The organism is Caulobacter sp. FV2ps19, assembly GCF_058681035.1.
Window position 1 is genome coordinate 799,789 of record NZ_CM178729.1, and the last position, 22,803, is coordinate 822,591.

Annotated in this window: 21 protein-coding genes, 1 pseudogene and 1 riboswitch; of the genes and pseudogenes, 17 read left to right on the forward strand and 5 right to left on the reverse strand. The window is 67.2% G+C overall.

Features of this window, described 5'->3' with window-relative positions:
- Positions 1–2 precede the first annotated feature (2 nt).
- The 4 genes from truB (at position 3) to ACW18B_RS03835 (ending at position 4,297) form a co-directional block, all read left to right on the forward strand.
- Positions 3–935, forward strand: coding sequence for a tRNA pseudouridine(55) synthase TruB (truB, locus tag ACW18B_RS03820; protein WP_492049687.1), 933 nt, complete (start codon positions 3–5; stop codon positions 933–935).
- A gap of 14 nt (positions 936–949) precedes the next feature.
- Positions 950–1,219 carry a 30S ribosomal protein S15 gene (gene rpsO / locus ACW18B_RS03825; protein ID WP_492049689.1) on the forward strand — a complete coding sequence of 90 codons (270 nt, stop codon included), beginning with the start codon at positions 950–952 and terminating at the stop codon, positions 1,217–1,219.
- Between the two features lie 320 nt (positions 1,220–1,539).
- Positions 1,540–3,678, forward strand: coding sequence for a polyribonucleotide nucleotidyltransferase (gene pnp / locus ACW18B_RS03830; protein ID WP_492049691.1), 2,139 nt, complete (start codon positions 1,540–1,542; stop codon positions 3,676–3,678).
- A gap of 235 nt (positions 3,679–3,913) precedes the next feature.
- Positions 3,914–4,297 (forward strand): hypothetical protein, encoded by a 384-nt coding sequence (locus ACW18B_RS03835; protein WP_492049693.1) that lies wholly within the window; start codon positions 3,914–3,916, stop codon positions 4,295–4,297.
- Positions 4,298–5,544: 1,247 nt separating this feature from the next.
- On the opposite strand, the gene ACW18B_RS03840 is transcribed toward ACW18B_RS03835, so the two are convergent.
- Together ACW18B_RS03840 and ACW18B_RS03845 are read right to left on the reverse strand one after the other, a co-directional pair.
- Positions 5,545–6,261, reverse strand: coding sequence for a ribonuclease T2 (locus tag ACW18B_RS03840; protein ID WP_492049695.1), 717 nt, complete (start codon positions 6,259–6,261; stop codon positions 5,545–5,547).
- A 131-nt stretch (positions 6,262–6,392) separates the two neighbouring features.
- The gene (locus ACW18B_RS03845) at positions 6,393–7,025 is read right to left on the reverse strand and encodes a LysE family translocator (protein ID WP_492049696.1); all 633 of its coding nucleotides are present in this window, start codon (positions 7,023–7,025) and stop codon (positions 6,393–6,395) included.
- Positions 7,026–7,047: 22 nt separating this feature from the next.
- Positions 7,048–7,128, reverse strand: a riboswitch (ZMP/ZTP riboswitch).
- 317 nt (positions 7,129–7,445) lie between these two features.
- Here ACW18B_RS03845 and ACW18B_RS03850 point away from each other — a divergent pair.
- From ACW18B_RS03850 to ACW18B_RS03865, 4 genes are all read left to right on the forward strand, one after another.
- Positions 7,446–9,764 (forward strand): TonB-dependent receptor, encoded by a 2,319-nt coding sequence (locus ACW18B_RS03850; protein ID WP_492049698.1) that lies wholly within the window; start codon positions 7,446–7,448, stop codon positions 9,762–9,764.
- A gap of 92 nt (positions 9,765–9,856) precedes the next feature.
- Positions 9,857–10,540, forward strand: coding sequence for a Fe2+-dependent dioxygenase (locus ACW18B_RS03855; protein WP_492049700.1), 684 nt, complete (start codon positions 9,857–9,859; stop codon positions 10,538–10,540).
- Positions 10,541–10,644: 104 nt separating this feature from the next.
- Positions 10,645–13,317, forward strand: coding sequence for a PAS domain-containing hybrid sensor histidine kinase/response regulator (locus ACW18B_RS03860; RefSeq protein WP_492049702.1), 2,673 nt, complete (start codon positions 10,645–10,647; stop codon positions 13,315–13,317).
- A gap of 70 nt (positions 13,318–13,387) precedes the next feature.
- Entirely contained in the window at positions 13,388–15,034 is a 1,647-nt protein-coding gene (locus ACW18B_RS03865; protein WP_492049703.1) for an MFS transporter, read from the forward strand.
- A 28-nt stretch (positions 15,035–15,062) separates the two neighbouring features.
- On the opposite strand, the gene ACW18B_RS03870 is transcribed toward ACW18B_RS03865, so the two are convergent.
- Both ACW18B_RS03870 and ACW18B_RS03875 read right to left on the reverse strand, forming a co-directional pair.
- The gene (locus ACW18B_RS03870) at positions 15,063–15,959 is read right to left on the reverse strand and encodes an NAD(P)-dependent oxidoreductase (protein ID WP_492049705.1); all 897 of its coding nucleotides are present in this window, start codon (positions 15,957–15,959) and stop codon (positions 15,063–15,065) included.
- A 10-nt stretch (positions 15,960–15,969) separates the two neighbouring features.
- Positions 15,970–16,284 (reverse strand): MliC family protein, encoded by a 315-nt coding sequence (locus ACW18B_RS03875; protein ID WP_492049707.1) that lies wholly within the window; start codon positions 16,282–16,284, stop codon positions 15,970–15,972.
- 217 nt (positions 16,285–16,501) lie between these two features.
- Between ACW18B_RS03875 and ACW18B_RS03880 the strand changes: the two genes are divergently transcribed.
- The 8 genes and pseudogenes from ACW18B_RS03880 (at position 16,502) to ACW18B_RS03915 (ending at position 21,130) form a co-directional block, all read left to right on the forward strand.
- Positions 16,502–17,035: a (2Fe-2S)-binding protein gene (locus tag ACW18B_RS03880; RefSeq protein WP_492049709.1), complete on the forward strand. Its 534-nt coding sequence runs from the start codon at positions 16,502–16,504 to the stop codon at positions 17,033–17,035.
- A complete protein-coding gene (locus ACW18B_RS03885) occupies positions 17,032–19,224 on the forward strand; it encodes a xanthine dehydrogenase family protein molybdopterin-binding subunit (protein ID WP_492049710.1) in 2,193 nt (730 codons plus the stop codon). The genes ACW18B_RS03880 and ACW18B_RS03885 overlap by 4 nt, the downstream gene beginning before the upstream one ends.
- Before the next feature lie 62 nt (positions 19,225–19,286).
- A pseudogene (locus ACW18B_RS03890) lies at positions 19,287–19,469 on the forward strand (response regulator transcription factor); the annotation flags it as partial.
- Between the two features lie 121 nt (positions 19,470–19,590).
- Positions 19,591–19,869, forward strand: coding sequence for a hypothetical protein (locus ACW18B_RS03895; RefSeq protein WP_492049712.1), 279 nt, complete (start codon positions 19,591–19,593; stop codon positions 19,867–19,869).
- Positions 19,870–19,895: 26 nt separating this feature from the next.
- Complete coding sequence (locus ACW18B_RS03900; RefSeq protein ID WP_492051872.1) at positions 19,896–20,018, forward strand: hypothetical protein; 123 nt, start codon at positions 19,896–19,898, stop codon at positions 20,016–20,018.
- Positions 20,019–20,082: 64 nt separating this feature from the next.
- Entirely contained in the window at positions 20,083–20,430 is a 348-nt protein-coding gene (locus ACW18B_RS03905; protein ID WP_492049714.1) for a hypothetical protein, read from the forward strand.
- A 66-nt stretch (positions 20,431–20,496) separates the two neighbouring features.
- On the forward strand, positions 20,497–20,940 hold the full coding sequence (locus ACW18B_RS03910; RefSeq protein ID WP_492049716.1) for a hypothetical protein: 444 nt from the start codon (positions 20,497–20,499) through the stop codon (positions 20,938–20,940).
- Positions 20,912–21,130 (forward strand): hypothetical protein, encoded by a 219-nt coding sequence (locus ACW18B_RS03915; protein ID WP_492049718.1) that lies wholly within the window; start codon positions 20,912–20,914, stop codon positions 21,128–21,130. The genes ACW18B_RS03910 and ACW18B_RS03915 overlap by 29 nt, the downstream gene beginning before the upstream one ends.
- 5 nt (positions 21,131–21,135) lie before the next feature.
- On the opposite strand, the gene ACW18B_RS03920 is transcribed toward ACW18B_RS03915, so the two are convergent.
- Positions 21,136–21,738, reverse strand: coding sequence for a nucleotidyltransferase family protein (locus tag ACW18B_RS03920; RefSeq protein ID WP_492049719.1), 603 nt, complete (start codon positions 21,736–21,738; stop codon positions 21,136–21,138).
- A gap of 29 nt (positions 21,739–21,767) precedes the next feature.
- Here ACW18B_RS03920 and moaA point away from each other — a divergent pair, with 29 nt between their 5' ends.
- The gene (gene moaA, locus ACW18B_RS03925) at positions 21,768–22,802 is read left to right on the forward strand and encodes a GTP 3',8-cyclase MoaA (RefSeq protein WP_492049721.1); all 1,035 of its coding nucleotides are present in this window, start codon (positions 21,768–21,770) and stop codon (positions 22,800–22,802) included.
- Position 22,803 lies beyond the last annotated feature (1 nt).

Sequence of the window (22,803 nt, forward strand, 5' to 3'; positions counted from 1 at the left end):
CCGTGGCCCGCCGCAAGAAGGGCGACGCTGTCTCGGGCTGGCTGTGCCTGGACAAGCCCTATGACCTGAACTCGACCAGCGCCGTCACCCGCGTGCGCCGGGCGTTCAACGCCCAGAAGGCCGGTCACGCCGGCACGCTGGACCCGCTGGCCACCGGCATCCTGCCCATCGCCCTGGGCGAGGCGACCAAGACCGTTCCGTTCCTGGTCGACGCCGACAAGGCCTATCGCTTCACCATCCAGTGGGGCCGCGACACGACGACGCTGGACCGCGAAGGCGAGACCACCGGAACCAGCGATGTGCGCCCCAGCCGCGAGCAGGTCGAGGCCGCCCTGCCGGCCTTCATCGGCGAGGTCGATCAGATCCCGCCCAACTATTCGGCCATCAAGGTCGACGGCGAGCGCGCCTATGACCTGGCCCGGGAAGGCGTCGAGTTCGAGTTGAAGACCCGCAAGGTCAATATCTATGCCCTTCGGGTGCTGGAGACCCCAGACCTTGATCACGTCGTGCTGGAGATGGAATGCGGCAAGGGCACCTATGTCCGCGCCGTGGTCCGCGACCTGGCCGCCGCCCTGGGAACCTGCGGCCATGTGGATCAGCTTCGCCGCACGCGGGTGGGCCAGTTCACCGAGGAAACGGCGATAGCGCTGGAAACTTTCGAGAATTTGAGCTATGAGGCCCGCCTGTCGGAGGCATTACTTCCGGTCGAGACCGCGCTGGACGACATCCCGGCGCTGGCCGTGACTGATGAAGACGCCTTCCGGCTTGCGCAGGGACGCGCCATCGTTCTGCTCCCAAGGCAGGTTGAAACGCTGAAAGCCGAGCTCACGCCCGGCGATCGCACCGTTTCGGCCATGGTGGGAGAGAGGCTGGTGGCCCTGTGCGAGATGCGCGCCGGACGGCTCAATCCGGTGCGGGTCTTTCAACTCACCTGAGCGGAGACACACCGATGTCGATCACTGCCGAGCGCAAGACCGCTCTTATCGCCGAACACGCCCGCTCTGAGGGTGACACCGGCAGCGCCGAAGTCCAGGTTGCGATCCTGTCTGAACGGATCGCCAACCTGACCGAGCACTTCAAGACCCACAAGAAGGACAACCACAGCCGTCGTGGTCTGTTGATGATGGTTTCCCAGCGTCGCAGCCTCCTCGACCACCTGAAGAAGTCCGATGTGAGCCGTTACACGGTCCTCATCGAAAAGCTGGGTCTGCGCCGCTAGTTTTGGCGCAGTCGGCCGCCTCGCTCACGCGGGGCGGCCGAACGCTTTTCTGGAGCGTGACAGTTGGAAGTGGGATCTGGCGAAAGTGGATTCCGGTTTCGACGCCCGTCACGCGACAAAGTTTAGAGGCCTTGGTTTCAAGACAGGCCGAAACCAGGGTTGCTGCGGATCCGCCTCATGCGGCTCCGAACACGTAAGCCGGAGATCACGATCCCCGGACGCCTGTCGAACTGGATGAGGAATACTCGGGACCGCCATTCGGCCGCCCGCCCCTGTCCGTCCTGAAGGAAATGGGTCCTTCGGAACCGAAAGAAGCAAAAATGTTCGAAATCATGCGCAAGACGATCGAGTGGGGCGGCAAGAGCCTGGTCCTCGAAACCGGTCGCATCGCCCGTCAGGCTGACGGCGCCGTTCTGGCCACCATGGGCGAAACCGTCGTCCTGGCCACCGCCGTGTTCGCCAAGAAAGCCAAGCCCGGCCAGGACTTCTTCCCCCTGACCGTCAACTACATCGAGAAGACCTACGCCGCGGGCAAGATCCCGGGCGGCTTCTTCAAGCGCGAAGGTCGTCCGTCGGAAAAGGAAACCCTGGTTTCCCGCCTGATCGACCGTCCGATCCGCCCGCTGTTCGTCAAGGGCTTCAAGAACGAAGTCCAGGTCGTCTGCACCGTGCTGCAACACGACCTCGAAAATGATCCCGACATCGTCGCCATGGTCGCCGCCTCGGCCGCCCTGGTCATTTCGGGCGCCCCGTTCATGGGCCCGATCGGCGGCGCGCGCGTCGGCTACATCAACGAAGAATACGTGCTGAACCCGACTCTCGACGAGATGAAGGACAGCAAGATGGACCTGGTCGTGGCCGGCACCGCCGACGCCGTGATGATGGTCGAATCGGAAATCCAGGAGCTCTCGGAAGAGATCGTCCTGGGCGGCGTCACCTTCGCCCACAAGGCGATGCAGGCTGTCATCGACGGCATCATCGAACTGGCCGAACACGCCGCCAAGGAACCCTTCGACTTCCAGCCGGAAGACACCGACGCCCTGAAGGCCGAAGTGAAGAAGGCCGTCGGCAAGGACCTGGCCGAAGCCTACACCATCCGCGCCAAGGGCGACCGCGTCGCGGCCCTGTCGGCCGCCAAGGCCAAGGCCACGGAAAAGTTCGCCAAGAGCGACACCAATCCGGCCGGCATCGACCCGCTGAAGCTGGGTTCGGTGTTCAAGGAACTGGAAGCCGACATCGTCCGTCGCTCCATCCTCGACACCGGCATCCGCATCGACGGCCGCACGGTCGACAAGGTGCGTCCGATCCTGGGTGAAGTCGGCATCCTGCCGCGCACCCACGGCTCGGCCCTGTTCACCCGCGGCGAAACCCAAGCCATCGTGGTCGCCACCCTGGGCACCGGCGACGACGAGCAGTTCATCGACGCCCTGGAAGGCACCTACAAGGAAGCCTTCCTGCTGCACTACAACTTCCCTCCCTTCTCGGTCGGTGAAACCGGTCGGATGGGCAGCCCCGGCCGCCGCGAAATCGGCCACGGCAAGCTGGCCTGGCGCGCCCTGCGCCCGATGCTGCCGGCCAAGGAAGACTTCCCCTACACCATCCGCCTGGTCTCCGAGATCACCGAGTCGAACGGCTCGTCCTCGATGGCCACGGTCTGCGGCTCCTCGCTGGCCATGATGGACGCGGGCGTTCCGTTGATCCGTCCGGTCTCGGGCATCGCCATGGGCCTGATCCTCGAAAAGGACGGCTTCGCCGTTCTGTCCGACATCCTGGGCGACGAAGATCACCTGGGCGACATGGACTTCAAGGTGGCCGGCACCAGCGAGGGTCTCACCTCGCTGCAGATGGACATCAAGATCGCCGGCATCACCGAAGAGATCATGAAGCAAGCGCTGGCCCAGGCTAAGGGCGGCCGCGAGCACATCCTCGGCGAGATGAACAAGGCGATGGATGCGCCGCGTGAAGAAGTCGGCGACTACGCGCCGAAGATCGAAACCATCACCATCCCGACCGACAAGATCCGGGAAGTGATCGGCACCGGCGGCAAGGTGATCCGCGAGATCGTCGCCACCACCGGCGCCAAGGTCGACATCAACGACGAAGGCACGGTCAAGGTTTCGGCCTCGGACGGCGCCAAGATCAAGGCCGCCATCGACTGGATCAAGTCGATCACGCAAGAAGCGGAAGTCGGCGCGATCTATGACGGCAAGGTCGTCAAGGTCGTCGATTTCGGCGCCTTCGTGAACTTCTTCGGCGCCAAGGACGGCCTCGTCCACGTCAGCCAGATCAGCAACGAACGCGTCGCCAAGCCGTCGGACGTGCTGAAGGAAGGCCAGATCGTCAAGGTCAAGCTTCTCGGCTTCGACGATCGCGGCAAGACCAAGCTGTCGATGAAGGTTGTCGACCAGGAAACCGGCGAAGACCTGACCAAGAAGGAAGGCGCGACCGAAGAGGCGTAAGCCGCTTCAGTCCGGCTTTTCCGGAAAGATCGCAGGCGGGCGGCTCCGAAAGGGGCCGCCCGTTTTGCGTTTGGGCCTCAGGCGCTGTGCGTCCTTCGAGGCCCGCTGCGCGGGCGCCTCAGGATGAGGAGCTCTGTGGTTCTGAACACCTCATCCTGAGGTGCGCGCTCCTGAGCGCGCCTCGAAGGACGCAGGGCGGATGGCCGTCCACGCTAAGGTCGGTTAGCCTGCCTGCATGATCGATTTCAAACAGGTTTGGCTGCCGCAGATGCTGGGCTATGCGCAGCTCATCGCGGACGAAGACGTCCTCCGGCGAGCTTGGTTGAACGGGGAGACGGTTGAAACATCCGTGACCGCGCCGGACGAGATGATCGAGCAGGTATTCGGCGATTTGGATGCTGAAGAGATGATCAAGGAGGCGTCGCTGCATCTCGCGCGCGCTCCGCGTTTGGCCGAAGCGCTTCGCGAGTTTCTGCAGGGGATGAACGAGTGGGACGGCGAGAACGGCGATCGCCAGCCCGAGGAAGAGCTTTTCCATAAGCCCAAATGGAAGCTTCTGCGCAAGAAGGCGGTGCAAGTCCTGAATGAGGCGCGGCCCACTGGCGTAGGGCTGGATTGAAGCCACAACCGGTCGCCCGCCGACCTCCAGGGTCGGTGCGATCCTTACATCTCTTGGAGGCTGCAGCGTGCCGAGGCGTACAGGTCTGTCAAGGACGGCCCTCCGGGTCGCCGCGGCGCGGCCGGTCGCAGACCGGTGTCGGCGGAGAGACCTGTACGCCTCGGCGATCGTCTCGCCGTGAGATGTAAGGAGGGCTCTGCCCGCGCGGAGGGAGGCCGGACGCGCTCGCGAAACCCTCTCTCTTAGAGAGAGGGAGGGGCCCGCCGCCGCAGGCGGTGGGAGGGTGAGAGGTTTCACCGCCAACCGGAAAACCTCGAGTCCTGCCGTTGAGCGCTCTCAACGCCTCAGACCCTGCCCGGGTCGTGGGACAAGACTGCAAACGCCCGCCGTCAGAACAATGACCAGAACCATAGCCCCGCCACCCGCTCGGCGCTCCGTTCGGTGAGGGTGTAACCTCTCACCCTCCCATCGCTACGCGGCGGGCCCCTCCCTCTCTCAAAGAGAGAGGGTTTCAGAGGAAGGGCCGTCAATCCCCGTCCTCGCACGGGCGTTCGCGCTCCTCGACCCCAACAAATTCAACGCCCTAACCGCCCGAGCCAGCGTCACGATGGAAAATCGACGCATCACCCTCCAGAACGGCCGCATACTTCTCCTTGCCCCGCTCCTGGGGAGGCCGTCCAGCTGGCGACCTGACGGGGGGTGGGGGTGGTCGAGCGGGAAGCGCCCGTCGGCCGTCGTCGAAGGCCCGGCGGGGTCTGGCTGAGCGTGGACACCCCTCGAGGACCGTCCCGTGTCGAGGCCAGGCCCGGACCGCCGGGAACTCCCTTCGCCGACGCCCGTACGGAACGCACCAGGCGCGGGCTGAAATCGCCCGCGCGGTCCGGAGGGGTCGCTGTCCCTTCCGCCCGCCGGGGGCCTAGCTACCGGAGCGGATTAACACCCCGCCAATCCCGGCGATGCTCCTGAACAACGATCACGCGGAGCGCTCCGGCCCCGGCCGAAACGGTACTCCAACTCTACTCATCCGGGCCTGGCCCGGACGCTCCGCCGCCTCCCCAATCTCGCCGGTGAAAATCGGCGAGGCTGCGAACCCGTGTCTTTATGGCAGGCTCAGAACGCCCCCTCCGACACGCTGCGTATCCGCAGCGCGCCACCTCCCCCGTTTCACGGGTGAGGAGAAACAGGATTTTCCTCCCCTGCGCAGCGGGGCCGATAGGCGACGTGACGGAGGGGGCGCTGGGCCCGTCCTACCGCTTGGGCGCCACTCGGATGGTCACCCGGTCGGGCGTCCCGTTGCCGCCCCGGCAGGCGGCAGGCTTGAACTTCAGGTCCAGGCACACCCAGACCTCGGTCAGGCGGTTGTCCTTGTTGACCCGGACATTGAGGCCTTCGCGGGTCAGGCGGCGATTGCGGCTCAGGAAGGCGTCGCGGACCTGGCCGGCGGTCATCACGTCGCCGGGGCCGGGGGTGAGGTCGGGGACGTTGAGGCCGGCGCGCACGGCGCGGGCTTTCCTGAAATAGGCCTCGGGCGTCGCCCAGTCGCAGGTGCCGTGGGCCTGCCACTCGTGCTGCAGCAGCCAGGGCGAGGGGGTCATGCACAGATTGGCCCGCACGGTCTTTTCCGGGATCGGCGGGCTGGGCTTGCAATAGCGCGGATGGACCTTGTCAGGGCCGTTGGGCCACAGGCCGTGGACGGTGAAGCCGAAGCTGTTGGTGTCGCACTGGATGGTCTTGTCGGATTCATGGATGCCCGAGCGGCAGGCCTCGGGCGACCAGAACAGGGCCAGAAGATAGGCGGCGATCGGCACGTCGGGGTGGATCTGGTCGGCGGGCGGGATCTCGGCCGGGGCCAGGGTGACCGTTGGGGGGATGGCGCAGGCCGGCGGACTGGCCGCCTGGGCTGCGCCGGTGACGGCGAGGGCGGCGGCGAGGCCGGACAGGACACGCATGAAAGAGGACGTCATGGCTAACCCTACAGCCGCTTATCCCCGCGACAGCGGGGACCCAAGCCGAGCCCGTCCTTACGCGCCAAGTCCACACTGGCCAACCCCGCTTGGGTCCCGGCTTGCGCCGGGATGAGCGGGTGAGGGAGGGTCTAGCGCCGCGCCTCGGTCGCCATGCGGATCGCCAGGCCGCCCAGCACCGTGGCCATCAGCCAGCGCTGGACGATGGCGAAGCTGGGCCGGGTGGCCAGGAAGGCGGCGATCGAGCCGGCGCCCAGGCAGATCAGGCCGTTGATGGTCAGGCTGATGACGATCTGGCTGCCGCCCAGCGCCAGGGACTGACCCAGCACCGCGCCGCGATGCGGGTCGATGAACTGCGGCAGCAGGGACAGGTACAGCATCGCCGCCTTGGGATTGAGCAGGTTGGTCAGCAGGCCCATGGCCATCAGCTTGGCCGGCGGATCCTGGGGCAGCTGGCGCACCTCGAACGGCGAGGCGGCGCCGGGTTTGATCGCCGACCAGGCCAGCCACAGCAGATACAGGGCCCCGCCGAACCGCAGCACGTCATAGGCGATGGGGGCGGCCATCAGCAGGGCGGTGATGCCCAGGGCCGCGCACAGCAGATAGACGATGAAGCCCGCCGCCGTGCCGACCAGCGACACGATCCCGGCCAGCGGCCCCTGGCAGATCGAGCGGCTGACCAGATACAGCATGTTGGGCCCCGGGGTCAGGGCCATGCCCAGACAGATGAGGCTGAAGGCAGTCCAGGTCTTGGCGTCAGGCATGGGCGCGGCTCCGCATCGAGAGGTGAGGCGCCCAGGCGAACGGCTGGCTGTGGCCCGCGCTTCCCGAGGGTGCTCCCTCTGATCGCCAGTCGCACGGACAGCCTGGAGGCTACACGGGAGGCTCCGGCCCGTCGAGTGCGGGGGACGGTCTTCACGGCCGACGCCGCGGGCCCCCTCCTGACCTGCTTCGCAGGTCGTCCTCCCCCAGAGGGGGAAGATGAGGTCGGCGCGTTTCATCTTCCCCCTCTGGGGGAAGACGACCGCGAAGCGGTCCGTAGGGGGCAAGGGCTGCGATGTCCGATCATTCTCGCCATTATTGAGAATGATTATCATTGCGTCCTGATTACGGTCCCGATAAGAACGCCTCGCAATATCAGAAGGGGCGCGAAGTCGCCGCCCCACTGGGGATCAGGATCAGTTATGCGTCATCACAACTCCACCGGCGTCGTCAGCCGCCCGCGTCGCGCCTTGAGCGCCGCCGCCGTCGCCGGTCTGGCCGGTCTCACTCTCGGCGCGGGTCTGGCCCAGGCCGCGCCCGAAGCCGACGCCGCCATGGCGACGGCCGCCAGCGTCCCGGCCGACAGCACCGAGGTGTCGGGCGTGGATGTGACCGGCCAGCGCAAGGTGCGTCCGCAGTCTGGCAAGTTCACCAAGCCGCTGCTCGACACGCCCAAGTCGGTCAACATCATCACCTCGGACGCCCTGAACCAGCAGGCGATCAGCAGCCTGGCCGACGCCTTCCGCACCGTGCCGGGCATCACCCTGGAATCCGGCGAGGGCGGCGCGCCGTCCGGCGACCGTCCGCGCATCCGCGGTATGGACTCGACCTCGGACATCTTCGTCGACGGCATCCGCGACGCCGGCGGCCAGTCGCGCGAGGTCTTCGATCTGGAGCAGATCGAGATCATCAAGGGTCCGGCCTCGGCCTATACCGGCCGCGGCTCGACCGGCGGCAGCGTCAATCTGGTGTCCAAGGTGGCGCGGACCGGCGACTTCAAGACCGCTTCGCTGACCGTGGGCGACAACCAGACGCGTCGGGTGACCCTGGACGTCAACGAGCAGGTCTCCGACACGATCGCCGTGCGCCTGAACGGCCTTTATCACGAGAACGAGGTCAATGGCCGCGACGCCGTCAACGGCGATCGCTGGGGCGTGGCCGGATCGGTCGCCATCGGCCTGACCGGCCCCAGCCGCCTGACGCTGGACTATTATCACCTCGAGACCAGCGAGCTGCCGGACTACGGCATTCCCTATAGCCGCACCACCGTGAACGGCGTGGCGTACGGGACGCCGCTGACCGGCCATGACGACGCCTTCTACGGCCTGACCAACCGCGACTTCCGCGACACCAGCGCCGATATCTCGACCCTGCGCTTCCAGCAGGATCTGGGCGGGACGTGGAAGTTCTCGACCGCCGTCCGCTATGGCCGCACGACCAACGCCTATGTCGTCACCAATCCCGATGACAGCCGCGGCAATGTCGCCAACGGCTATCTGTTCCGCGGCACCAAGAACCGCAACACCCTGACCACCACCACGGCCAACGCCAACACCCTGACCGGCGAGTTCGCCACGGGCGGTCTCAAGCACAGCCTGGCCCTGGGCACGGAATGGGCCGAAGAATTCACGCACAGCCAGGGCTATCTGCTGGCCGGCCCGGGCCTGACCACCGGCACGATCGTCAGCGGCGCCTACAGCTCTACAAATCTGGCCTGCAGCAGCGACAGCCGCCTGGGCGCGCTCTACGGCAACAACTGCACCCGTCTGGACAATCCCAATCCCAATGAGGCCTGGATCGGAACGATCACCCGCTCGCCGGGCTTCACCGAAACCCGGGTGACGACCAAGGCCCTGTTCGCCTTCGACACCATCGAGTTCAATCCGCACTGGATGCTGAATCTGGGCGTCCGTTACGACGACTACACCAACCGCTATAGCGGGCTGAGCTATAGCAGCAGTTCGGGCGCCACCACGCTGATCGCGCCGCTGCGCAACCAGTCCAGCTTCTGGAACTATCAGGCGGGCCTCGTTTACAAGCCGGTCGAGAACGCCAGCCTCTATGTTTCCTATGGCAGCTCGTCCAACCCCTCGGGCGAAGGCGCCGGCGACAGCTCTTCGGTGGCCACATCCACCGTCAATCTCGATCCCGAGCAGAACGACAGCTACGAGGTCGGCGGCAAGTGGGACACCCTGGGCGGTCGTCTGAACCTGACCGCAGCGGTTTTCCGCACCGACAAGACCAACGCCCGGGTGACGGACGCGGATGGAGTCATCAACCTGGTCGGCAATTCTCGCGTCCAGGGCGTCGAGCTGGGCGCCGGCGGCCAGATCACGCAGGCCTGGAGCGTGACGGCGGGCTACACCTACACCGACAGCGAGGTTCGCGACGGCGGCTTCTCGTCGGGCGTGGCCTCGACCAGCAACGGCAAGATGTTCCCCAACACGCCCAAGCACGCCTTCAGCGGCTGGACCAGCTATCGCATCACCCCGGCGATCACCGTCGGCGGCGGGGCGTCCTACATGTCCAAGCGCTATGCCAATGCGGCCAACACCTATTCGGTGCCGGACTACTGGCGCTATGACGCGATGGTCGGCTGGCAGGTCAATGATACGGTCGATCTGCAGCTGAACCTGCAGAACCTCAGCGACGAGCGCTATGCGGTGAAGCCCTATGCCACCCACATGGTGCAGATCGCCGAGGGCCGCACGGCGCTGGTCAAGGTCAACGTCAAGTACTGAGACGCCTCCCGTCCCGATCTTGACGTCCGCCCTGTCCGACGCTCCCCCCGCCGGACAGGGCGTCTTAGCTTTTCCGTCGTGGATGTCCGATCATGATGCTGCAGATTCCTGAAGTCCTGACCGCCGATCAGGTGGCGCAGTGCCGGGCGATCCTGGACGCCGCGCCCTGGGTCGACGGCAATATGACCTCAGGCTTCCAGGCCGCCATGGCCAAGAACAACGAGCAGCTGCCGCAGGAGGGCGAGGCCGCGCGGACCGTGGGCGCGATCATCCGCCAGGCGCTGGAGGGCAACCGCCTGTTCGTCTCCGCGGCCCTGCCCCAGACCATCCTGTCGCCGATGTTCAATCGCTATGGCGAGGGCATGGGCTTCGACAGCCACATCGACAATGCGATCCGCCGCGACCCGGTCACCGGCCAGCGCCTGCGCACCGACCTTTCGGCCACCCTGTTTCTGGCCGATCCCGAGGACTATGACGGCGGCGAGCTGGTGGTCGACGACCTGTATGGCAGCCATGCGGTCAAGCTGAAGGCCGGCGACCTGATCCTCTATCCCGCCTCCAGCCTGCATTATGTGACGCCGGTGACGCGCGGGGTTCGCACCGCCAGCTTCTTCTGGATCCAGAGCCTGGTGCGCGAGGACGCCCGCCGATCGCTGTTGCTGGACATGGACATCGCCATCCAGCGCCTGGCCGGGGCGGTCGGCGCCGACGACCCGTCGATCCTCAGCCTGACCGGGACCTATCACAACCTGCTGCGCCAGTGGGCGGAGATCTGAGGCCCAGCCTCTGGAAGATCAAAATCGGCGAACATTGGTATGCTTCGCCAACCATAAGTTTACCCTTGCCCCTCACGATCACGGCTCCAGCTTCCGGATCCCTGATGACCCAATCTCCGTCTTCCGACGAGACCCCGCTCGCGACCGCGCCGTTCGGCGAGGCGGAAGCCGCGCCCTGGTTCTTCGCCCACGCCAAGGACCTGTTCGCTGTGGTTTCGGCTGACGGGCGCTTCCTGGTCGTCAATCCCGCCTGGACCGCCCTGACGGGCTGGTCGGTCCAGGACCTTGTCGGCCAGCCCTGCAGCAAGTTCGTCCACGCCGAGAGCCAGGCCGAGCTGATCGACACCGGCCTGCGGCTCATCGAGTCCGGCTTTGCGGTCAATCGCCTGCGGGTGCTGTGCAAGACCGGCGACTCGATCTGGCTGGAGGGACGCTCGCACCGCGGCCCCGGCGGCGAGATGGTCGGCACCCTGCATGACATATCCGCCGAGGTGGCGGCGACCCGGACCCGGGAAATGCTGGCCGAGGCGGCCGGAGTCGGCGTCTGGAGCTATGATCCGACGACGGGCGTCATTGACTGGGCGCCTGACGCCCTGTCGGCCACGGGCCTGTCGCCCGCGGATCTGGCCACCCGACCCCTGTTCGCGGCGCGGCTGGCCGACGATCAGCGCGACGCGGTGATGGCGGCCTTCAACGCGGCCGTCATCGAAGGTGGGTCGGGAACCATCGAGTACCGGCTGAGAGTTGGAGACGACCAGTGGGTCACGCTGCGCGCCACCTTCCGCGGCGAACCCCTGGCCGACGGACGGTTCGCCCTGCGGGGCATTTCGCAAAATATCACCGACCTGGTGAGCAGCCGGGACGCCGCGCTGTGGGGTGAGCGGCGTGCGCAGCAACTGGTCGAGGAAGCGCCCTTCGCGGTGGCGGTCTATGACCAGGATCTTCGGCTGCGGGTTGTGAGCCCCCGCTTTCTCGAGATCTTCAAGGCGACCGAAGCCGGGGTGATCGGCAAGTCCCTGCGCGAACTGACCGAGGGGGGCCGGCGCCGGTTCGTTTCGGCGGTAACGCGGGCGCTGTCCGGCGAGATCGTCGTACGGCGCGAGGACCGCCTGCGCGACGCGGACGGCGAGGAGCACACCCTGCGCTGGGAGGCCCGACCCTGGCGCAATGCGGCCGGCGACATCGTCGGCGTCATCACCTACATGGACGACGTTACGGCCCTGGCCGAGGCGCGGCGCGAGGCGCGCGCCAATGCCCGGCGGCTGAAGATCGCGCTCGGCGCGGCCCGGGCCGGCGTCTACGAGATCGATCATACCGACCGCGCCTTCTGGGGGTCCCCCGAATTCCACCGCATCGCGGGCCGGCGCATTACCTATGCCGATGTCGAGCACGGCCTGTGGTCGATGGTCCCGCCGGAGGACTTGTCGAATATCCAGGAAGCGGCGGCGGCCTGGCGGAGCGCCGGCAGCCCGGGCCCTCTGGAAATCGAGACCCGCATGACCAACGCCGCCGGTGAAATGCGCTGGATGCGGATTTTCCACGACGTTCGCCGCGACGCCAACGGAAAGGCCCGCAAGGCCTTCGGCATGGTTCTGGATATTGACGAAAAGAAGCGCGCCGAACTGGCCCTGGTTGAGGCTGAACGCATCGCCCAGGCGGCCAGCGAGGCCAAGGCCCAGTTCCTGGCCAATATGAGCCATGAGATTCGCACCCCGATGAACGGCGTGCTGGGCGTGATGCATCTGCTGGAAGGCCAAAACCTGCCGGGCGACGCCGCCGGACTGCTGCATGAAGCCCTGGCGTGCGGTCAGATGCTGTCGACCCTGCTGGACGATGTGATCGACATTTCCCGTATCGAGGCGGGGCGTCTGGATATCCATCGCGAGCCGGTGGATCCCCGCGCCCTGCTCAGCGACGTCGCCGGACTGATGGCGCGCCAGGCCCAACAAAAGGGTCTGACCCTGACCCTCGACGCGCCCGACCTGGGCTGGATCGAGACCGATCCCACCCGGCTGCGCCAGGCCCTGTTCAACCTGATCGGCAATGCCGTGAAGTTCACGCTCAAGGGGTCGGTCACCGTTCGGCTTCGCCGGGTCGGCGAGCAGATCGCCTTTGACGTCATCGACACCGGCGTGGGCGTGCCGTGCGAGATTCAGGCCCGTCTATTCGAGCGCTTCGAACAGGGCGACGCCAGCACCACCCGGCGGTTCGGCGGTTCTGGCCTGGGTCTGGCGATCACCCGGCGGCTGGCCGAGATGCTGGGCGGCGCCGTTGGGTTTCAGTCGGAACCCGGGGTGGGGTCATGCTTCACCCTGATCATCGCCGCCCCTGGCGCCGCGACGCCGGCAAGGGTGGATACGGACATCGCCAATGTCCTGGCCGGCCTGCGAATTCTGCTGGTCGAGGACAACGCCACCAACCGCCTGGTCGCGTCACGGATTCTCGAACAGCTGGGCGCCGTGGTTCACACGGCCGAGGATGGCTTTTCGGGCGTCGATATGGCGCGCGCCGGGGGCTTTGATCTGGTGCTGATGGACGTGCAGATGCCCGGCATGGACGGTCTTGAAGCCGCGCGCCGAATTCGGGCGCTGGCCGGTCCGGCGAGCGTGACGCCGATCATCGCCCTGACCGCCAATGTCATGGCGCATCAGCGCACCGCCTACAGCGCCGCCGGCATGGACGGCGTCGTGGCCAAACCCATCTCGCCGACGGCCCTGATCGCCGAAATTCTGCGTCTTGCCGCCCGTCCGCAGATTTCGCAGACCGCCGTCGCCTGAGTTTCCCCCGCCGTCGAACCGCGCTAAAGCAGGCGCTCAAGAGCGCGCGACAGCGTCCCCGGGGGAAAGAATGACTGACCAGACGACCCAGAAAGAGGCCGCGTCGATGCGCACCGTGGTGGCGGCCTCGTCGGCCGGCACGGCGTTCGAATGGTACGACTTCTTCATCTTCGGCAGCCTGGCCCAGGTCATTTCCAAGACCTTTTTCACCGGCCTCAGCGATTCGGCCGGCTATATCGCCGCCCTGGCGCTGTTCGGCGTCGGCTTCGCCTTCCGGCCGATCGGCGCCCTGGTGTTCGGCAAGATCGGCGATCAGGCGGGTCGCAAGGGCGCCTTCCTGGCCACCGTTCTGCTGATGGGCGGCGCCACCTTCGCCATCGCCTTTCTGCCGACCTATGAGCAGGCCGGCATCATCGCGCCGATCCTGCTGATCATCCTGCGCTGCGTGCAGGGCTTCGCCCTGGGCGGCGAATATGGCGGCGCGGCCATCTATGTCGCCGAGCACTCGCCGCCCAACCGGCGCGGCTGGTCGACCTCCTGGGTGCAGACCTCGGCGGCGTTCGGCCTGTTCGGCGCCCTGCTGGTGATTATGGGAACCCGCGCCGCCGTGGGCCTGGAGGCGTTCGACGCCTGGGGTTGGCGCATTCCGTTCGCGGTCTCGATCGGCCTGTTGGGGGTCTCGGTCTGGATGCGCCTGAAGCTCACCGAAAGCCCGGCCTTCGCCAAGATGAAGGAAGAGGGCGAAGCCTCAAAGGCGCCCTACGCGGAAGCCTTCGGCCAGTGGAAGAACATGAAGCTGGTGATCCTGGCCTTCCTGTCGATGATGTGCGCCCAGGGCGCGGTCTGGTACACGGCCTTCTTCTACAGCCAGACCTTCATGGAGAAGTTCCTCAAGGTCGATCCGGTCACCATCAATGGCCTGATGATGACCGCCACGGCGGTCAGCGCGGTCTTCTATGTCGTGTTCGGGGCCCTGTCGGACAGGGTGGGTCGCAAGCCGGTGATGCTGGCCGGCATGACCCTGGCCCTGGCCTTCTACTTCCCGGGCTTTCACCTGATGGAGCGGGCGGCCAATCCCGCCCTGGCCGAGGCTTCGGCAAAATCACCTGTCGTGGTCGTGGCAGACCCCAAGGATTGCGCCCTGCAATTTGACCCGGTCGGCAAGGCCGCTTTCGTATCGTCCTGCGACATCGTCAAGAGCGCCCTGGCCAATGCCGGGGTCTCCTACGCCAACAAGACGGCGCCGGCCGGGGCCCGGGCCGTGATGCGGGTGGGCGCGATCGAGGTGATCTCACCCAGCGCCAAGGGCCTGTCCAAGCCCGAGACCAAGGCCTTGAAGACCGCCACCGAGACCGCCATCAAGGACGCCCTGACGGCGGCCGGCTATCCGGCCAAGGCGGATCCGGCCCGGATGAACAAGCTGGGGATGTTCGGCGTCCTGTTCGTGTTCGTGATTGCCGCCACAGCGCTGTTTGGGCCGCTCGCCGCCTGTCTGGTCGAGCTGTTCCCCACCCGGGTGCGCTACACCGCCCTGTCGCTGCCCTATCATATCGGCACCGGCTGGGTTGGCGGCTTCGTGCCGTTCTTCGCCTTCGCCATCGTCACGGCTGTGGGCAATATCTATGCGGGCCTCTGGTATCCGGTGGTCTTCACCCTGATCAGCGTCCTGACCACCCTGTTCCTGCTGCCGGAGACCAAGGGCCGGTCGCTGGATTAGGCGGTCGGGGGATTAGGCTGGCGGGGAACTAGGCCGGCGGGGCCGACAGCAGCACCTCGACCATCACCCCGGCCGCGGCCAGGGCCTGAATGGTCGAGGGCTCGACGGGTCCGGTGATCAGGCGAATGACCTGACGACCCTCGCGGGCCAGCTGGATCAGGCGGTCCGCCCCGGCCTCCTCGGGCGTCAGGCGGTGGGCGTCCCGGCGGGCCATGGTCAGGATCTGAGGATCCACGTCGGGGTCGGCGACCAGGTCGTCGGCCGCCGACAGGGCCCGGACGGCGCGCAGGGTCAGCAGGTCGGAGGGCCCCTTGCCGGCGATGAAGCGCACCCGGCCGTGCCGCGCCGAACCCTTGGCCAGGGCCTCGCGAAACAGCCGGCCGGCGGTTTCCATATCGCCCGCCATCGCCGCCTGGGCGGCCTCGCCGGCCACAGCGTCGCGCAGGAAGGCGCGGCGTTCGTGCAGGGCGGGAAGCGTCTTGCGCACCTCGTCCTGGAAACGCCGCAACAGGGCCGCCACGCGGCCGGCGCCTTCGGGGACCTGGGTCTCGATATCGTTACGCAACATGGTCGCCAGAACCGGGGCCGAGCCGCCGGTGCCGACCGCCGCCACAACCTCGCCCCGGTCGATCACGGCCGGGGTGTTGAAGTCGCACAGCGCCGGCTTGTCGACCACATTGACCAGGACACGGGCCGCTCGCGCGGCGGCGGCGGCGGCCTGAACAAAGACCTCGTCGTCGCTGGAGATGAAGGCCAGGACCGCGCCGCTATAGGATCCCGGCAGGAAGGCGGCGTGGCCGTCCAGGCGGACCAGCGTGGCGGGCGAGCCGTCGAACAGGCGCGCCTTGTTGTCGGCGCCCTCGCCGGAGCCGGCGATCACCACCGTGCGGCCGGCGAGGGGGAAGAAGGCGGGAAAAGAGTCCAAGGGGGCTTCCTTAGTGGGCCTGGCAGTCATCATAGGGTCCGCCTGGAAATCCGGTGAGTTTGGCCGCGTCGCCCTTGCCCCAGATCTCGAAGCCGGCGGCGGCGTAGCGCGCGCCGGACGCCGAGCGGGCGAGCGGCAGGATCCGGGTCAGTCCGCCGGCGGTCACCACGACCTTGTCGCCGCGGGCGCGGTAGGTTGCGGTGAAGGCTTTCCCGGACTTGCAGCCATAGACCACCGGCGTGGTGGTCGCCTCGGTCGGCGCGACGGTGGCGCAGGCTGACAGGGTCAGGCCCGCCGCAAGGGAAACACACAACAGACGACGCACAGCGAACTCCTGACGAACGGCGGGGCCAGCATAGGCGCTTTGCCCGCGCGGGGCTCCCCCTGTCATCGCCGAACCGGCCGTTTCGGTCGATGGGTGTCAACCGCGCCGCGAACCGCCTCTCGAAATAGTGCTGGCCCCGGGCCGTGTGAACAGTGTTAGAATTTGATCCATCGCAGGGTCGCGCCGCGGCCCGCGCTTCGTTGGGAGGCGAGGAGCCATGGCGTCCACTCTGGATATCAACGGCAAGACGGTGACGGTGAACGCCGATCCCGCGACGCCGCTTCTGTGGGTCCTGCGGGATGAGGTGGGCCTTACCGGAACCAAGTTCGGGTGCGGCGTGGCCCAGTGCGGGGCCTGCACAGTTCATGTCGACGGCCAGCCGATCCGCTCCTGCGTCACCCCGATCGCCGGGCTCTCCGACGTCAAGATCACCACCATTGAAGGCCTTGGCGGATCGCATCCGCTGCAGCAGGCCTGGGTCAGGCACGACGTGCCGCAGTGCGGCTACTGCCAGTCGGGCCAGATCATGTCGGCCGCCGCCCTGATCGCCCAGAACACGGCGCCCTCTGACGAGGACATCGACAACGCCATGAGCGGCAATATCTGTCGCTGCGGCACCTATCAGCGCATCCGCGCCGCCATCAAGGACGCCGCCGGCGGCGGGGCCGTCGCGGCAGGCAAGCCGCACGCCGATATTGATGAGGCCATCGCCGCCGCCTCGGGCGCGACCTCACGGGGAGCCGGTCGATGAACGCGCCCTTCAACACGCTTCTGGGCCAGGACGGTGTGAACCGTCGCGACGTCGTCGTCGGTTCGGCCCTGGTCGGCGGCGCCCTGCTGGTCGGCTGCTCGCCCGCCGACATCATGAGCGCCGGCTCCAAGGTCGAGGTCGGCGCCTTCGGGCCCTTTATCAAGGTGGCGGCCGACGGGGCCGTGACCGTGATTTCCAAACACATCGAGTTTGGCCAGGGCAATCACGCCGGCCTGGCGGCCATTGTCGCCGAGGAACTCGACGCCGACTGGACCCGCGTCGCGGTCGAGCAGGCGCCGGCCAACGCCAAGCTCTACGCCAACGGCTCGCTGGGCGCGCAATTGACGGGCGGGTCGTCGGCGATCGCCAATTCCTGGACCCAGCTGCGCACCGCCGGCGCCGCGACCCGGGCGATGTTCGTTCAGGCCGCCGCCGCCAGGTGGAACGTCCCGGTCGGCGAGATCGCCGTCAAGGACAGCGTCCTGACCCACGCCTCGGGCAAGACGGCCGGCTTTGGCGAGCTGGTGGCTGACGCCGCCAGTATCACCCCGCCCGCCGCGCCCGTGTTGAAGGATCCCAAGACCTTCACGCTGATCGGCACGGACCGCGTTCGCCGCAAGGACGCCCAGGCCAAGAGTGACGGCACGGCGCGCTTCACCCAGGATGTGCATCTGCCCAACATGCTGACGGCGATGGTTGCTCATGCGCCGCGCTTCGGCGGCAAGGTCAAAAGCTTCGACGCCGCCGAGGCCAGGAAGGTTCCGGGCGTGGTCGAGGTCTATGAGATCCCGACCGGAATCGCGGTGGTCGCCGACACCACCTATGCCGCGCGCATGGGCCGTGAGGCCCTGAAGATCGAGTGGAACGAGGACAAGGCCGAGACACGCAGCAGCTCAGCTATCGCCTCCACCTTCCGCGACATCGCCACCGGCAAGGGTCCGGCCGATCTGAAGTGGGAAGGGTTCGACTCCAAGGGCGACGCGGCGGTGATCGCCGGGGCTAAGGGCGCCAGGGTTTTCGAGGCCCTCTACGAGTTCCCCTATCTGGCCCACGCCACGATGGAGCCCATGAACTGCGTGGCCATGGTCGATGGCTCCAAGGTCAAGATGGTGTTTGGGTCGCAGGGCCAGACCCTGGACCAGCTGAACGCCGCCAAGATCGTCGGGACCCTGCCGGGTTCGGTCGAGATCGAGACCCTGTTCGCGGGCGGCTCGTTCGGCCGCCGGGCCAATTTCCCGTCCGACTATGTCGCCGAATGCGTCCACATCGCCAAGAAGGTCGGCAAGGGCCGGCCGGTGAAGCTGGTCTGGACCCGCGAGGACGACATGCGCGCCGGCTTCTTCCGGCCGCTGGTGGTCCACGCCGTCAAGGTCAGTCTCGACAAGGACGGCTATCCGGCCGCCTGGCGTCACCGTATCGTCAGTCAGTCGATCATGAAGGGCTCGCCGATGGGCGCCGGGAAGGGCCCCGACCAGACCGCCATCGAAGGCGCGGCCGGCTCGCCCTATCTGAAGGCCACGCCCATCGTCGACGCCCAGGTCGCCCTGCCCGACGTCGGCGTGCCGGTGCTGTGGTGGCGCTCGGTCGGCGCGACCCACACCGCCTTTGTGATGGAGCACACCATCGACCAACTGGCGCGCAAGGCCGGCAAGGATCCTGTGGACTATCGCCGGGCGCTCTACGCCAAGGCCGGGGCCGACCGGCATCTGGCGGCGCTGAACCTGGCCCTGGAAAAGGCGGGTCCCGCGCCCGCCGCCGGCTGGAGCCGTGGCGTGGCGGTGCATGAAAGCTTCGGCTCGGTGGTCGCCCAGGTCGCCGAGGTCAAGGTCGTCGACGGGGCGCCCAAGGTCGGCCGCGTGGTCACCGCCATCGACTGCGGCGTGGCCGTCTCGCCCGACCAGATCGCCGCCCAGATGGAAGGCGGAACCTGCTACGGCCTGTCGGCGGCGCTGTTTGGCGAAATCACCCTCACCGACGGCGCCGTCGATCAGGGCAATTTCGACGGCTATCGCGTCCTGCGGATGAACGAGGCCCCGAGCGTCGAGACCTATATCGTCGCGTCGGGCAATCCGCCCAGCGGCGTGGGCGAACCCGGGACCCCGGTGATCGGCCCCGCTGTCGCCAACGGCCTTCTGGCGGCGACGGGCAAATCGACCGGACGCCTGCCTTTCGCGACGCAGACCGCCTAGATTTCCGACGTCCAGCGCCTCAGGCGCTGGACGTCGCGCGAGCCCCGTCGCATGCTGACGCCATGGTGGAACCCGGCGACAGCTCTGGCTTCAAGCGTCTTACGCCGCGCGAACGCGAGATTCTGCGCCTGATCGCCAGCCATCTGCAGTCCAAGGAAATCGCGCGCCTGCTCAGTCTCTCGCCCAAGACGGTCGAGATGCATGTGCTCAGTGCGCGTCGCCGTTTGTCGGGCATGAGCCGCCGTGACGCCGCCCTGGCCTTCATGGCCTGGGAAGCCGACCCCGGTAACGACTACCGTAAGCAATCAGACAGCCTAGTCGCGGCGTCGGCCTCGGTCTCATCTTATCGTGAAGATGGGAGCGACCATGAACGACAATCAGACCCGAGACGCGGCGCGACCCCGGGCGGAGGCCTCGGCCTTCTTCATCGCCAGCTGGCAATCCCTGGAAGAGGGTCTGACACTTCTGGCGGGGACCCCGGAACGGGGCCAGCTGGTCACCGAAGCGGTGTCGGCCTTGCGGAAATCGCAGGCGGCGGGCGATCCGCCGTCCAAGCTCCTCCTGAGGGTTCTGGCGGCGACGGCCTTTCTGGCCGACGACCGGCCTCTCCACACCCCACGGCGAGGGGGTGGCGCGATGACCTGAGCCCCCTCCAGTGGCTGGGCCTTATCGTGGGGCTGGCGATTCTGGGCGGACTTCTGCTCGGCGCGCTGACCACCGGGGCCCACGACTTTCTCTACGCCCTTCAGCGATTCCGCGAGGGCTGGAGCCCGCCGCCCCCCCGGGCCGGCTAACACCCACAACCCAATCTGAGCCTTTGAGCGCGCGGACACGGTCCGCGTGACAGGAGAGTCTTGCATGAAACGGATCGATGCGGCCCGCGCCGGGGCCCAGAAGCTGATGCGCGCCGAGGCGGCGATTGACGCGGCCCTGCGCGAAACGGCCGAGCTGATGGGCCTGCTGCCGAGCCTGCGCCTGGAAGCCAATCTGTCGGCCGTGATCGGGCAGGACGCCGTCGACGATCTCGGCGAAACCCTGAGCCACATTCTCGCGGCCCGCCGCACGATCGTGCGGGCCCATGGCGGACTGCAGACCGTCCGCGAGCAGATCGGGTGCAAGTGGGTGTCCGTCGGCGAGGTCGACAAGCCTGAGGACGTGCCACGCACGGGCGGATTCCATGCGGTCGAGGGAGGCCGCGCCGCATGATCACGGCCTTTTCCAAAGGGCAGGCTTACGGCATGGTCGCGCGCCAGTTCGCGTCGGGACCATGCCGTGTACCATACCATCACTCCGTGGATTTCCCTTTCGATCGCGACGCTGATCTGCGGCTTCGCCATCTGGAAGGGCGATCGCTGGATCCGGTTTGTCGCGATCGTCTATCTGACCGCCTGGATTGCAACGCCCCTTGTGACGATCCGCGATCCGATGAGCCCCGAATGGGGGATTATGGCGATCGACGCTGCGGTGATGGTCCTTTTGGTCTGGGCGTCTCTGAAGGCGCGGCGGATCTGGACCGTTGTGGCGGCGGCCTGCCAGATGATGGCCGTCGCGGCGCACATCGTGTCGATCATCGATCTGCGGATCTATATCGCCACGGTGATCATGGGTCTGACCTTGCTCAGCTATGGCGTGCTGATCGCCCTGCTGTTCGCGACGGTTTCAGTCCTTCGCGCCAGGCGGGTGGCCGATGACGGTCGCCTCGACACTGGTTCATGACGTCTCCGCCGAGGAGATCGCCGAGTTCCGGCGCGGTCTCGATGCGCTGGGGCCTCAGCAGCGGCGGATCCTGGCCATGCTGATGCCGCGCCTGATCGCGCTGGAGGAACGGGGCGATCCCGAGGGCGCGATCCGCATCATCGAGGAGATCCGCACGATCCTGTGGGACGGGCGGCGCACGCATCACTGACCCGCTCAGGGGGCGGCGGCGAGATCCTCGGGACGATCGACGTCAAACAGGACCCCCGGATCGTCGGTCTCGACCGTGATGAACCGGTCGCCGGCCTGGCGGATCAGGGCCTGGGCCCCGACATCGCCGCCGAGCGCTCGCAGGGCGGGGATCCAGTCCCGGCCAAACAGGACGGGATGGCCGCGTCGTCCCGTATGGACCGGGGCGACGATGCCGCCGGGACCGGACAGGGCGCGAACCAGGGCCGGAGCGACCCCGGGGCCGACCCGTGGCATGTCGCCCAGAAAGACGAAAACGCCATCGACATCGCCGGGCGTGGCCCGGGCGGCGGCCGCCAGCGACGCGCCCATGCCCTCGGCGGCATTTTCCACCCGGACAAGACGCGTCTCGACGGCCTTGTCCAAAGCCTCGATGGCGGATTCCAGCTCGGGATCATCGCTGATCGCCATCACGACCAGGGTCACCGGCGCGGCCGAGGCGCTGGCGAGCGCGCCGGCGATCAGGGGGCGATCTCGAAAAGGCGCCAAAAGCTTGCCGCCGCCAAAGCGGACGCCCGCGCCGGCGGCCAGGACGATCGCCGCGAACTTTCTGGTTTGGCTTTCCGTCATGTCGCCCAACCCCTATCTTGTAGGCAGACATGACGCCCTATGACGCCAGCCCCGCGCAAGCGACCTTGATCGCGCCCCGTCTGATCGACGGCTTTGGCCGGGCGGTAACCTATCTGCGCGTCTCCGTCACCGATCGCTGTGACCTGCGCTGCGTCTATTGCATGGCCGAGCACATGACCTTCCTGCCCAAGGCGCAGGTGCTGACGCTGGAGGAGCTGGACCGGGTCGCCTCGACCTTCATCGGCCTGGGCGTGCGCAAGCTGCGGCTGACCGGTGGCGAGCCCCTGGTGCGCAAGGGCTTCATGGATCTGGTCGGCCAGCTGTCGCGCCATCTGCGGACCGGGGCGCTGGACGAGCTGACCCTGACCACCAACGGCACCCAGCTGGCGAAATACGCCGAAGACCTGGCGCGGGCGGGGGTGCGGCGGATCAATGTCTCGCTCGACACCCTCAAACCCGATCTTTTCCGGCGACTGACCCGGGGCGGCGACGTCGCCCAGGTGATCGGCGGGATCGACGCCGCCCTGGCGGCCGGGATCGCGGTGAAGATCAACGCCGTGGCCCTCAAGCACGACAATGCCGACGAACTGCCGGCCCTGATCGCCTGGGCCCATCAGCGCGGCTGCGACATGACCCTGATCGAGACCATGCCCCTGGGCGAGATCGACGAGGACCGCACCGACCAGTATCTGTCGCTGAAGGACGTGCGCCGCGACCTGGCCTCGTTCTGGACCCTGGAAGACCTGGCCTACGCCACCGGTGGTCCGGCCCGCTATACGCGGGTGGCCGAGACCGGCGGCCGACTGGGCTTCATCACCCCGCTCAGCCACAATTTCTGCGAAGCCTGCAACCGGGTGCGCCTGACCTGCACCGGCACGCTGCACACCTGCCTGGGCCGCGACGACGCCTCGGATCTGAGGGCCGTGATCCGCGCCGGGGCCACCGACCCCGAGCTGGAGCAGGCGATCTTCGCGGCCATCGGCTCGAAGCCCCAAGGCCACGACTTCCAGATCGCCGGCGCGCGCCCGGCCGTGGCCCGTCACATGTCGACGACAGGCGGCTGAG